The following is a 12,328-nucleotide window of genomic DNA, read 5'->3' as shown; positions in this document are numbered from 1 at the left end:
TCGTGCGCGCCGCGCGCATCGGCGTGGTCGACGGCACGCGGCTGCTCGCGGACGCGCGGTCGGTGGTGGCGGGGCGGCTGCCGGGCACCCCGGCCTACGTCCACCTGGACGTGGACGTGTGCGACCCGCAGGAGTTCGCCGCGGTGTCCTGCCCGGTCCCGGTGGGGCCCCGGGCGGCGACGGTGGCGGCGGCGCTGGCGGCGATCGCGGCCCACCACGACGTGGTGGGCGTGGGGGTGTGCGAGTACGCGCCGTCGGTCGCCCACGACGTGGGGGTGCTGCACAGGCTGCTGGGCGCGCTGGGGTTGACGGCGGCCTGCTGAGGGTGCGCCGCGGGGCCTGCGGGGGCGGGCGGTCGGCCTCCCCCGCCGCGGTCGGCCGCGCCCAGAACCGGTCACCCAGGGTCGGCGCTCCGGCGCGGTCGGTGGCGTTACGGGGTATGCGAAGTGCCGTAACTCGCCGCGAACGCCCAGAAACACCCGCTTAACAGTTGTTTTTCTCCGCGGCAACGGGGAGTGGTCAGACTCTCTGGCTGTATCCACTCCGGTATCCCGCATCCCCCGAGCCCGAGGAGAAGGAAACGTGATCACTGTGCGTCGAGGTGGCGTCGCCGTGTCGCTGCTGGCCGCCGCGGCCCTGATGCTGTCCGGCTGCTCCGGCGGCACCGCCGACGACAGCGAGGACACGGTCAAGGTCGGCATGCTGCACTCGCTGTCCGGCACGATGGCCATCAGCGAGGTCACCGTCCGGGACGCCGTCAAGCTCGCCATCGACGAGATCAACGCCGACGGCGGTGTGCTGGGCCGCCAGATCGAACCGATCGAGGAGGACGGCGCCTCCGAGCCCGCGGTCTTCGCCGAGAAGGCGGAGAAGCTGCTGCAGTCCGACGGCGTGGCCACCGTCTTCGGCGGCTGGACCTCGGCGTCGCGCCAGGCGATGCTGCCGGTCTTCGAGGGCAACAACGGCCTGCTGTGGTACCCGGTGCAGTACGAGGGCCTGGAGAGCTCCCCCAACATCGTCTACACCGGCGCCACCACCAACCAGCAGATCATCCCCGCCCTGGACTACCTGCGCGAACAGGGCTACACCAAGCTCTACCTGGTCGGCAGCGACTACGTGTTCCCCCGCACCGCCAACCAGATCATCACCGCCTACGCCAAGGCCCACGACATGGAGATCGTGGCCGAGGAGTACACGCCCCTGGGCCACACCGAGTACTCCACCATCGCCAACGCCATCGCCTCCTCCGACGCCGACGCCGTCTTCAACACCCTCAACGGCGACTCCAACGTCAGCTTCTTCCAGCAGCTGCGCTCGGCCGGGGTGGGCCCCGAGGACGTCCCGGTGCTCAGCGTCAGCGTCGCCGAGGAGGAGGTCGGCGGCATCGGGACCGACAACATCGCCGGCCACCTGGTGGCCTGGAACTACTACCAGACCACCGACACCCCCGCCAACGCCGAGTTCGTCGCGGCCTTCCAGGAGGCCTACGGCGAGGACCGGGTCACCTCCGACCCGATGCAGTCGGCCTACAACGCGGTCTACCTGTGGAAGGCCGCGGTGGAGAAGGCCGGCAGCTTCGAGGTCGACGCGGTGCGCGAGGCCCTCGACGGCATCACCCTGGACGCGCCGGAGGGCACCATCACCATCGACGGCGCCACCCAGCACGTCTACAAGATCGCCCGGATCGGCCAGATCGGCGAGGACGGCCTGATCACCGAGGTGTGGAACTCGGGCGAGCCCATCAAGCCCGACCCCTACCTGGAGGGCTACGACTGGGCCGCCGACCTGTAGGACCCGCGACCCGCTGACCCCCCTCTCTTCCGGGTGCCGCCGCCGCGGCGGCGGCACCCGGGGAAAGAAACGGTGCGCACGGTGGACACGATCAACCAACTGCTGGCCCAGCTCCCGGTCGGCCTGTCGATCGGGGCGGTGCTGCTGCTGGCGGCACTGGGCCTGAACTTCACGTTCGGGCAGATGGGCGTCATCAACATGGCGCACGGAGAGCTCATCATGGTGGGCGCCTACACCGCGTTCGTCGCACAGGCGTGGGTGGGGCTGCCCTCCTCCTATGCGCTCCTCGTCGCGCTTCCGGCGGCCTTCGCCGTCACCGGCCTGCTGGGGCTGGCCCTGGAGGCCGGGCTGATCCGGCACTTCTACGGCCGCCCCCTGGACACCCTGCTGCTGACGTTCGGCATCGGACTGGTACTGCAGCAACTGGCGCGCGACGTCTTCGGCGCGCCCAACGTGAGCGTGCCCGCTCCCCCGTGGCTGGCGGGCGGCCTGACCGTGGCGGGGATGCACCTGCCCTATGCGCGGCTGTTCATCCTGGCCCTGGCGGCGGCCTGCGTGGCGGCCACCGCCTACTACCTGAGCCGCTCCCGGTCGGGGCGGCGCATGCGCGCGGTCATCCACAACCGCGACCTGGCGGCGGTGTCGGGCATCGCGGTGCGCCGGGTGGACGCGGCCACCTTCTTCCTCGGCTCGGGGCTGGCCGGGGTGGCGGGGGTCGCGCTGACCCTGATCGGGCCCACCGGTCCCACCACCGGCACCAACTACATCGTGGACGCGTTCCTGGTCGTGGTCGTGGGCGGCCTGGGGCAACTGCGCGGCACCGTGCTGGCGGCCTTCGCGCTGGGGCTGCTCAACGCGATGGTGGAGCCGTGGAGCGGCGCGAGCCTGGCCAAGGTCGTCGTCTTCGCCGCGATCATCGTGTTCCTCCAGCTCCGCCCGCAGGGAATGTTCACCGTACGGACGAGGGCGCTGACATGACCTCCACCTCTGCTTCCTCCCTGTCCCCCGCCGCGGCACCCGCGCGGTCCCGGGCCGGCCGCCTGGCGGGGCCCGCCGTCTTCGTCGGTGTGCTGGCCGTGGCGCTGGGGGTGCTGCCGGCCGTGCTGGAGCCGTTCCGGCTCAACCTGGTCGCCCAGTACCTGTGCTTTGCGATCGTCGGGCTGGGCATCGCGGTGGCGTGGGGCCGCGGCGGCATGCTGGTGCTGGGCCAGGGCGTGTTCTTCGGCCTGGGCGGTTATGCGATGGGCATGTACCTGACGCTGGAGCGGGTCTCCTCCGACCCGCTGTCCGGCGGGGTGCCCGACTTCATGTCGTGGAGCGGGATCAGCGAGCTGCCGCTGCTGTGGCGGCCCTTCGCGCACCCGGCGGTGGCGATCGCCACGGCGGTGCTGCTGCCCGGGCTGGTCGCCGCGCTGCTGGGCTGGGCGGTGTTCCGGCAGCGGGTGCGCGGCGCCTACTTCGCGATCCTCAACCAGGCGCTGGCGGCGGCGTTCGTGATCCTGCTGATCAACCAGCAGCACCTGACCGGCGGCACCAACGGGCTGACCCGCTTCCCCACGCTCTTCGGCGCCAGCCTCTACAGCGCCGACACCAAGCGGTGGGTGTATGTGGCGGTGGTGCTGGTCGCGGCCCTGGTCTACCTGGCGTTCCGGCAGGTGGTGCGCAGCCGCTACGGGGCGCTGCTGGTGGCGGTGCGCGACGGCGAGGACCGGGTGCGGTTCCTGGGCTACGACCCCACCTGGGTCAAGACGCTGGCCTACACCCTCTCGGCGATGGCCGCGGGCGTGGGCGGCGCGCTGTTCGTGGTGGTGATGGGCATCATCGCGCCCTCGTCGCTGGGCATCGTCCCGTCGCTGATGATGGTGCTGGCGGTGGCGATCGGGGGCCGGTTCAGTCTGGCGGGGGCGGCGTTGGGCGCGGTGCTGATGAACGCCGCCGAGACCGCTTTCTCCGAGAGCTTCGCGGGCGGCTGGACCTATCTGCAGGGTGCGCTGTTCGTGCTGGTGATCGTGTTCGCGCCGCGCGGCCTGGCGGGGATCGCCGAGTCGGCGGCCGGATGGTGGCGTAGTCGGAGACAACCTCAGGGGAGCAGCCAATGACGCCGGTAGCCGAGCCGCTGCTGCGGCTGAGCGGGATCAGGGTCGTGTTCGGGTCCTTCACCGCGGTGGACGGGGTGGACCTGTCTGTTGCCGAGAACGAGTTGCGGTTCCTCATCGGCCCCAACGGGGCGGGCAAGACCACGCTGATCGACGTGGTCACCGGGCGGGTGCGGCCCAGCGGGGGCCGGGTGCTGTTCGGCGGCAGGGACATCACCGGCCTGCGGGAGCACGCGATCGTGCGCGCGGGCATCGGCCGCACCTTCCAGACCGCGACGGTGTTCGAGCAGTTGACCGTGGCCGACAACGTGGACCTGGCCGCCTGCTACCGGATGGGGCCGCTGCGGCTGCTGCGCCGCCGCCGCGGGCTCAGCGACACGGTGGCCGCGGTGCTGGAGCGGGTGGGGCTGCTGGCGCTGGCCGACCGCCCGGCGGGGGTGCTCTCCCACGGCCAGCGGCAGTGGCTGGAGATCGGCATGCTGCTGGCGCAGTCGCCGCGGCTGCTGTTGTTGGACGAGCCGGTGGCGGGCATGAGCGCCGGCGAGCGGGAGCGCACCGGGGAGCTGCTCGTGGAGATCGCGGCCGACCACACCGTGGTCGTGGTCGAGCACGACATGGACTTCCTGCGGCGCTACGCCCGCGACGTCACCGTGCTGCACGAGGGCCGGGTGCTGACCGAGGGCACGGTGGCCCAGGTGCAGGCCGACGAGCGGGTGCAGGAGGTCTACCTGGGGCGGAACGTGGACGTGGCCGCCCCGCTGGCCGTGGGTGCCGAGGGGGAGTGACCGTGCTGGAGGTCAGGGGGCTGTGCTCGGGGTACGGGCGGGCCCGGGTGCTGTTCGACGTGGACGTGGCGGTGCGCGCCGGCCAGGTGGCGTGCGTGATGGGGCGCAACGGGGTCGGCAAGACCACGCTGCTCAACACCGTCATGGGGCTGATTCCCGCGGTGGGCGGGTCGGTGGTCTTCGACGGGGTCGACGTCACGCGTGCGCCCACGCACGTGCGGGTGCGGTCGGGCATGGGGTACGCCCCGCAGGGGCACGAGACGTTCGCGCCGCTGACGGTCCTGGAGAACCTGAAGGTGGCGGCCGACGGCCTGCCGCGCAGCGGTGAGGCGATCGAGGAGCAGTTGGAGCTGTTCCCCCGGCTGCGGCCGCTGCTCAACCGCAGGGCCGGTCTGCTGTCGGGCGGGCAGGCCCAGCAGTTGGCGATCGCGCGGGCGCTGGTGGCCGGTCCCCGGCTGCTGGTGCTGGACGAGCCCACCGAGGGCATCCAGCCGTCCATCGTGGCCGAGATCGTCGAGGTGATCGGGCAGGTGGCGGCGCGCGGGGTGGCGGTGCTGCTGGTGGAGCAGTACCTGGACGTGGCGCTGGGGCTGGCCGACACGGTGACGGTGTTGGACGCGGGCCGGGTGGTGCACTCGGGGCAGGCCGCGGACCTGTCGCGGGAGGAGGCGGCCCGGCTGCTGGCGGTGTGAGGCGGCGCCCGCCCGGGGCGCGTCGTCCTGTCCCTGCTCCCCCGCACGGGGCGGCCCGTGCGGGGTGTCGTCGTGTCCTGGGGCGGGTCCGGGCGGCGGTTGCGGGTGTGCGGTGCGGGGTGGCGGGAGTAGTATTCCGCCAACCTTTATTACCGACCAGTAGTTAAGGGGGTTCGGTCCCGCACCGCCCCCGGCGCCGAGGAGCAGCCATGCCCACACTCGACCGCGACGGCGACGTCTTCGTCCTCGACCTGGGAGACGACGAGAACCGCTTCCACCCCGACTGGCTCACCCAGGTCGAGGCCGCACTCGACGAGGTGGACAGGGCCGAGGGGCCGCGCGCCCTGGTGACCGCCGCCACCGGCAAGTTCTTCTCCAACGGGCTGGACCTGGAGTGGCTGGCCTCCCACCCCGAGCAGCGCCACGCCTACGTCGCCCGCGTCCACCGCCTCTTCGCGCGCGTGCTGAGCCTGCCCCTGGTCACCGTCGCCGCCCTGCAGGGCCACACCTTCGCCGCCGGAGCCATGCTCTCCCTGGCCCACGACTTCCGCGTGATGCGCGCCGACCGCGGCTTCTGGTGCCTGCCCGAGGCCGACATCAAGATCCCCTTCACCCCCGGCATGTCCGCGCTCATCCAGGCCCGCCTGGCCCCCCAGACCGCGCACGAGGCCATGGTCACCGCCCGCCGCTACGGCGGCCACGACGCCCTGGCCGCGGGCATCGTCGACCACGCGGTCGCCGAGGACGCCGTACGCGCCACCGCCGTGGAACTCGCCGCCGCGGCCGCCGCCAAGGCAGGACCCACCGTCGGCACCATCAAGACCCGCATGTACAGCCCGGTCCTGGACGCCCTCGCCGACACCGACATCCCGCTCGGCTGACCCCGGACACACCCGTTGTGTGCCGCCGCGGCGGCACACAACGGCACAGATCCCAGGACGGCGCCGCGGCGCCTCTCGTCGGCGCACCACCCGGCGGCCGCCGGGGTGCCGACCGGCCCGTCCCGGTGCAACCGGACCCCCGTGTCCCCCTCGGAAAGACCGCCGGGCCTCCCGCAGCCTGACCCGCCTCTCCTGCTCACAAGCCCCATGTCCCGCAGCCCTCGCCCTCGCTGGAGGCGGGGTGCACCGCTCCACGAGTGGCCCGCCCACGTACGCGCCCCGAACCGCCGACCGCTTGGAGACCGTGCTGCTGCACGCGGGCGCCCGGTGACGGCGGCAGGCCCTCCGGTCCGGGATCTCGCCGCGCTGCTGTTCGCACACTCCCCGGGCGCCTCGTGGTGCGCAAGCCAGCGGCACGCCACCGCCGGACGGTCCCCAGCCGCCTGGTCCTGTCCCAGCCCGGCCGGAAACGGCTGCTCGACGGAGTCGAATACGACGAGCAGCCGCGCCTCGTCACCCCAGAGGACGAGGCGGCCCCACGTCACGAACGAACAGTGAAGCGCCCCTGGCTCCGCTGTACACCGGCGGAAACCGGACCGAAGCAGACCGACTGGCTTCGACCCATCGGCGGCGGGTTCGCGGCGATCCGCCGAGCCGTGGGCGGTCTGGTGCTGTCGGAGGCGCGTCGCCGACGCCACCCCGCCGCCCAGGCCGTACTGGCCGCCTGGGCCGAAGGCGGGCGCGTCCACGCACCCGCCACCACCCGTGAGGCCCGCCACCGCCCGCCTGGCCCGACTGCGACCGCGGCCGTGGAACCGGCGCGCCCGCCACACCCTGTCCGACCAGATCACCCACCTGCGCCGGAGCTGCAGGCCGCGACACGGCCCGCCGCGGCGCGCTGGGCCGCGCCCAGCGGCTGCACGACGTCGCCCTGGTCCACCTTGGCCGACGACGCCCCTCCCGGGCGTTGCGGCAGATGTGTGTCGACGTGCTCTGCGCCTACCTGCGCATGCCCTACCAGCCCGAACCCGGCCCGCTGCCCGACGGCGCCGACGGGGACCAGAAGGCCGAGCGCCGCAGACGCGTCCTGGAGTTCGCCGCGTTGCGGGAGGTGCGCCACACCGTCATCCGCACCATCACCACCCGCCTGCGCGAGGACGTCCCCGTCTCCTGGCAGGGCTGCGACTTCGCCTTCACCGGCGTGCGTTTGGACGGCGGCAACTTCACCACAGGCACCGCAACCTTCCAGAACCCACTTCACCGCAGGAACCGTGAACTTCGGCCATGCACAGTTCACCGAAGGCTGGGTGGATTTTGCTGGTCCTCCTCCCGCAGCAGGCACATGTCTGTGGGGTTGCGGGAGGCCGCGGCGGAGGCCGTGGCGGGGGCGGTGGCCCTGCCCCGCGGGAGTGGGCCTCCCCTCCGGCCGAGGACTGACCACCGCTCCGCATCCGGGGTGGCGGGCCGGGGGTTGGGGCCTGGTGGGTATCCGCGGGCCCGCCGCCCGGGGCCCCGCCTGCCCGTGCGGGGCCCCGCCTGCCCGTGCGGGGCCCCGCCGGGAAGAGGACGCCCCCACTGGGGTGGGGTGCTGCCTGTGGTGTCCCGATGCGCGCCACCACGTGCGCGATCCGCTGATGCGGATGTGACCCGGACAGGCGCTGCCTGCTCCTGCCCCGGCAGGACACCTCCGGTGGCCGAACCCACGCGTGTGGGGCTCCCGGGCCCCGTGCCCGGGAGCCCCACACGGTTTTTGGTGTTGCTTCTTCGGACGGGGTCAGGGAAGTTTCAGCCAGCCGGTGGGCACCCGCCAGGAGCCGCCGCGTTCCAGCAGGTCGAGGACGGCGTGCTGCAGGCGGGTGGTGGGCGTGACCCGGTCCGGGGCGAACTCGGGGCACTCGAAGACGAACCGGAACACGTCGGAGTCGCCGGGGCCGTCCTGGCCGGTGAGGGTGAAGCGGTCCTGGAAGGCGAGGATGTTGGAGTCCGGCGGCAGGTAGTCGCGCAACTGGGGGTCCAGCAGCCAGGAGGTGCAGGTGGCCACCTGCACCTCCTCCCCGGTGGCGGCGCGCAGCACCTCGCCGGCGCGGGCCAGGGAGGCGTCCACCGCCTCGGGGGTCAGCGGTCCGGCGGCGGGGATGTGCAGGCGCGTCACGGGAGTGCCGTGCTCCAGCCCGGGGACCTGGGGGGAGTCGTCGTCGATGCGGGACGTCTCGTACTGCAGGCGTCCCACCTCGTACAGCGACCCGCGGTAGTGCAGGGCGATCCAGATGGGCAGGTCCAGGCCGACCCGGCCGAACATGCGGCGGGTCTTGGCGACGTGGCGGCCCAGGTCGGCGACGGTGGCCGCGGTGACGTCGTCGGGGATGCCGCGGCTGCGGTGGAGCTCGAGGAGCATGGGGACGGCCGCCAGGAACGCGTAGACGGGGGCGCAGCGCACGCGCGCGTCGTCGGCGGAGGTCAGGTCGGGCCAGTCCACCCAGCCGGGGCGGCCCACGTCCGCCATGATCCGGGCGTAGGAGGCGTCCAGCAGCCACCGGGCGGCCTCGGGCCAGTCCTCGTCGGGCCACAGGGCGAGCAGGTCGGCGCGGTCGTCGTCGCGGAACGCGCACGCGTCCAGCAGGTCGTGCGCGGCCTCGGGGGAAGGCAGCGGCGCCGGGGAGGGGGTGGGGAACTCGGCGAGGGTGCTCAACGTCGGTGCCGCATCGGGGACGATCCCCAGGGCACGGGCAATCGAGGGGAGATCCATGCGGCCATGGTGACAGAATCCGAAAGAAAACACACAATGTTATCCGGGACTACCCCAGGTGGAGGGACGGGCGTCGTTTTTCTTTCTGGTGAGGTGCACGTCACATCCGACGCATAGGCTGGGCTCAAACACACCTCATCGACCGTGACAACCACGAAAGGGGACAGACAGCAATGGCCGACCCCGATCAGCAGGTCCACGAGTGGCTCGCCGCCTACACCGCGCCCGCCGTGAGCGTGGCCCACCTGCTGTGTGATCGGCACGACCCGACCCGCCCGGCCGTCACCGAGGTGCTGCCCGACCTGTCGGCGACCACCCTCACCTTCGGTGACCTCGCCCGGCGTGCCGCGGCCCTGTCCGCTGTCCTGGCCGCACGCGGGGTGGGCGTCGGCGACCGGGTGGCCACGCTGCTTCCCCTCGGCATCGACCTGGCCGTCAGCGCGGTGGCCGTCTGGCGGCTGGGCGCGGTCCTGGTCCCCCTGCCGCCCGTCCTGGCGGCTTCCGCCGTCGACCAGCGGCTGCGCCAGTTGGCCGCCCGCGCGGTCGTCGCCCCCGCCGAGCAGACCGCCAGGCTCGCCGCGGACGCCCCCTGGGCGGTCGTGGACCCCGCCCGCACCCCCTCCGAGCCCGCCGACGGCCCGCCCGCCGACCCCGTGGCGGTGCCCCCCGACGCCCCCCTGCTCATCAGCCACACCCCCGGCGTGGCCGGGCCGCCGCGCCAGGTCACCGTGCCCGTGCGCGCCCTGACCGCCTTCCACGTCCACCACCACTACGGGCTGGGCGTGCGCGACGACGACGTCTACTGGTGCTTCAGCGAACCCGGCGACCCCCACGGCCTGTACTACGGGCTGGTCTCCCCGCTGCTGGCCGGGCACTCCTGCCTGCACCTGCGCGCCGGCTTCGACCCGGAGCTGACCCTGGACGTGCTGGAGACGTTCCGGGTGACCCTGCTGGCCGCCGCCCCCACCGTCTACCGGGCGCTGCGCACCGCCACCAAGACCCTGCCGCCCGAGATCATGGTGCGTTCGCTGGCCAGCAACGGCGACACGCTGCGCAACGGCCTCACCGACTGGGCGCTGGGCACCTTCGGCGTGGGCATCAGCGACCACTACGGGCCCGCCGAGAGCGGCATCGTGGCCGTGACCGACGGCGACGGCGGCCCGCTGCGGGCGCTGCCCGGGTTCCGGCTGGCCGTGCTGGACCCGCTCAGCGACACCCCCGCCGAGGTCGGGACGCTGGGCCGCATCGCCGTGGACACCACCAGCACGGCGTGGTGGTTCGACGGCTACCCCGACGACCCGCTGGCCTCGGCGCGCCACTTCAGCCCCGACCGCCGCTGGTACCTGACCGGCGACACCGGCACGGCCGACGAGACCGGAGCCGTCCGCCTGACCCGCCACGACGGTGAGGTGATCATCACCTCCGGCTACCACATCGGCCCCTACGACGTGGAGTCGGCGCTGCTGGAGCACGAGGCGGTCGACGAGGCGGCCGTCTACGGGGTGCCCGACCCCGAGCGGGGCGCGCTGGTGGCGGCCAACGTGGTGCTGGCCCCCGGCACCGATCCTTCGGCGGAACTCGCCGAGGAGCTCAAGCGCCGGGTCGCCGAACGCTTCGCCGAGGTCGGGGTGCCGCAGCGGCTGACGTTCGTGCCGCACCTGCCCAGGACCGCCAGCGGCAAGCTGCGCCGCAACCGGCTGCGCGCCAGCGCGGCCTGAACCCCGCCGGTGCCTCAGCCCTGTTCGACGAGCACGTCGATGCGTGCGGCCAGCTTCAGGTCGCGTTCGGTCAGGCGGCCCACGTCGTGGCTGGTCAACGTGAAGGTGATGGTGGTGTAGCGGATGTCGATGTCGGGGTGGTGGTTGGCCTTCTCGGCGGCGTGGGCGACCCGCGCCACCAGGTCGATGCCGTCGGTGAAGCTCGGCACGGTGACGGTGCGGGTGATGGCCTGGCCCTCGCGCCGCCAGGCGGGCAGCCGGTGCAGCGCCGATTCCAGCGCGGTGTCGTTGGTGGTGTCGACCATGGGTCCTCCTGATCGCCTCGGCGCGGCCCGCCGCCCCTGCGCCGCGGCGGGCCTGCCGGGGCTCTACCCGCGTTCGCGCCCTCCCACCGCGCGGGGCACCCCGCCGCCTGGTCGCACGCCTCCTTCGGGGACCGGCGGGCGCCTGCTGGCGGGGTTCCGGTGAGCGGCAAGCACGGCGACACCTCCGACCGCCGGGCCCGTCTGCGGGAGGTGGCGTGGGTCTTCCTCAAACTCGGCACGATCGGCTTCGGCGGCCCGGCCGCGCACACCGCGCTGATGCGCCAGGAGGTGGTGCACCGCCGTGGCTGGACCAGCGACCAGCGGTTCGTCGACCTGATGAGCGCCACCAACCTGATCCCCGGCCCCAACTCCACCGAACTGGCCCTCCACCTGGGCCACGAACGGGCCGGATGGCGCGGCCTGGTCGTGGCCGGAGTGTGCTTCATCGCCCCGGCCGCGCTCATGGTGACCGTCCTGGCCTGGGCCTATGTGCGCTACGGTGACACCCCGGCAGTTCCCGGGCTGCTGTACGGGGTGGTGCCGGTGGTGGCGGCGGTCATCGTCCACGCCCTGGCCGGCCTGGTGCGCACCGTGGTGAAGAACGCGGGGCTGGGCGTGCTGGGGGCCGCGGCGCTGGCCGCCTACCTGCTGGGCGTCCACGAGCTGGTGGTCCTGGCCGCGGGCGCGGCCGCAGCGGCCCTGGCCCACCTGCTCGCCTCCCGCCGCGGCGGCGTCCACGGCCTGGCCTCCCCCCTGCTGGCCGCACTCCCCGCGGCCGCCGACCCCGCACAGCTCGCGCACCTGTTCGCCCTCCTGCTCCGGACCGGCGCGGTGCTCTACGGCAGCGGGTACGTGCTGGTGGCGTTTTTGCGCGGCGACTTCGTGCAGCGGCTCGGCTGGATCAGCGAACAGCAGCTCCTGGACGCCGTGTCCGTCGGACAGCTCACCCCCGGCCCGGTGTTCACCACCGCCGCCTTCGTCGGCTACCTGGTGGCCGGCCCCGCCGGGGCGCTGGCGGGCACGGTCGCGATCTTCGTCCCGTCGTTCGTGTTCGTCGGCCTGCTCACCCGCATCACCGACCGGCTGCGCGCCACCGCCTGGGCGTCGGCGGTGCTGGACGGGGTCAACGCGGTGTCGCTGGCGCTGATGGCGGGGGTGGCGCTGCAGGTGGCCCGCGCTGCGGTCGTGGACCGGCCCACCCTGGCCGTCTTCGGCGCCGCCCTGCTGCTGCTGTGGCGCACCCGCCTCAACAGCGCCTGGCTGATCGCCGCGGGAGCCGTCTTCGGCCTGCTGTACCCGCTGGCGTCCTGACCC

General features: G+C 73.3%; 12 protein-coding genes. 9 read left to right on the top strand and 3 right to left on the bottom strand.

Annotated elements, in window-relative coordinates:
* From AC529_RS09340 to AC529_RS09310, 7 genes are all read left to right on the top strand, one after another.
* A partial coding sequence (locus AC529_RS09340; protein ID WP_198156358.1) for an arginase family protein occupies positions 1-323 on the top strand: 323 nt, incomplete at its 5' end.
* 316 nt (positions 324-639) lie between these two features.
* Positions 640-1,791 (top strand): urea ABC transporter substrate-binding protein, encoded by a 1,152-nt coding sequence (gene urtA / locus AC529_RS09335; protein WP_068755974.1) that lies wholly within the window; start codon positions 640-642, stop codon positions 1,789-1,791.
* A gap of 90 nt (positions 1,792-1,881) precedes the next feature.
* Positions 1,882-2,769: an urea ABC transporter permease subunit UrtB gene (urtB, locus tag AC529_RS09330; RefSeq protein WP_068755972.1), complete on the top strand. Its 888-nt coding sequence runs from the start codon at positions 1,882-1,884 to the stop codon at positions 2,767-2,769.
* Entirely contained in the window at positions 2,766-3,890 is a 1,125-nt protein-coding gene (urtC, locus tag AC529_RS09325) for an urea ABC transporter permease subunit UrtC (RefSeq protein ID WP_083948058.1), read from the top strand. Before urtB ends, urtC begins: the two co-directional genes overlap by 4 nt.
* On the top strand, positions 3,887-4,672 hold the full coding sequence (urtD, locus tag AC529_RS09320; protein WP_068755602.1) for an urea ABC transporter ATP-binding protein UrtD: 786 nt from the start codon (positions 3,887-3,889) through the stop codon (positions 4,670-4,672). Before urtC ends, urtD begins: the two co-directional genes overlap by 4 nt.
* A 2-nt stretch (positions 4,673-4,674) precedes the next feature.
* Positions 4,675-5,364, top strand: coding sequence for an ATP-binding cassette domain-containing protein (locus tag AC529_RS09315; protein WP_068755968.1), 690 nt, complete (start codon positions 4,675-4,677; stop codon positions 5,362-5,364).
* A gap of 209 nt (positions 5,365-5,573) precedes the next feature.
* On the top strand, positions 5,574-6,245 hold the full coding sequence (locus tag AC529_RS09310) for an enoyl-CoA hydratase-related protein (RefSeq protein WP_068755600.1): 672 nt from the start codon (positions 5,574-5,576) through the stop codon (positions 6,243-6,245).
* 847 nt (positions 6,246-7,092) lie between these two features.
* Here AC529_RS09310 and AC529_RS09305 read toward each other — a convergent pair.
* Both AC529_RS09305 and AC529_RS09300 read right to left on the bottom strand, forming a co-directional pair.
* A complete protein-coding gene (locus AC529_RS09305) occupies positions 7,093-7,542 on the bottom strand; it encodes a hypothetical protein (protein WP_198156357.1) in 450 nt (149 codons plus the stop codon).
* A 477-nt stretch (positions 7,543-8,019) separates the two neighbouring features.
* Positions 8,020-8,991 carry an acyltransferase domain-containing protein gene (locus AC529_RS09300; protein ID WP_198156356.1) on the bottom strand — a complete coding sequence of 324 codons (972 nt, stop codon included), beginning with the start codon at positions 8,989-8,991 and terminating at the stop codon, positions 8,020-8,022.
* A gap of 173 nt (positions 8,992-9,164) precedes the next feature.
* On the opposite strand from AC529_RS09300, the gene AC529_RS09295 reads away from it, so the two are divergent.
* Complete coding sequence (locus AC529_RS09295; protein ID WP_068755597.1) at positions 9,165-10,709, top strand: AMP-binding protein; 1,545 nt, start codon at positions 9,165-9,167, stop codon at positions 10,707-10,709.
* A gap of 14 nt (positions 10,710-10,723) precedes the next feature.
* Here AC529_RS09295 and AC529_RS09290 read toward each other — a convergent pair whose 3' ends face one another.
* Positions 10,724-11,014: a 4a-hydroxytetrahydrobiopterin dehydratase gene (locus AC529_RS09290; RefSeq protein ID WP_068755593.1), complete on the bottom strand. Its 291-nt coding sequence runs from the start codon at positions 11,012-11,014 to the stop codon at positions 10,724-10,726.
* 159 nt (positions 11,015-11,173) lie between these two features.
* Between AC529_RS09290 and chrA the strand changes: the two genes are divergently transcribed.
* A complete protein-coding gene (gene chrA, locus AC529_RS09285; protein WP_068755592.1) occupies positions 11,174-12,325 on the top strand; it encodes a chromate efflux transporter in 1,152 nt (383 codons plus the stop codon).
* Positions 12,326-12,328 lie beyond the last annotated feature (3 nt).

Origin of the sequence: Thermobifida cellulosilytica TB100 (genome assembly GCF_001517975.1) — a bacterium.
In the GTDB taxonomy this organism is placed as follows: domain Bacteria; phylum Actinomycetota; class Actinomycetes; order Streptosporangiales; family Streptosporangiaceae; genus Thermobifida; species Thermobifida cellulosilytica.
The sequence above is the reverse complement of the archived record's forward strand: the minus strand, read 5'-3'. Positions and strand labels throughout refer to the sequence as shown.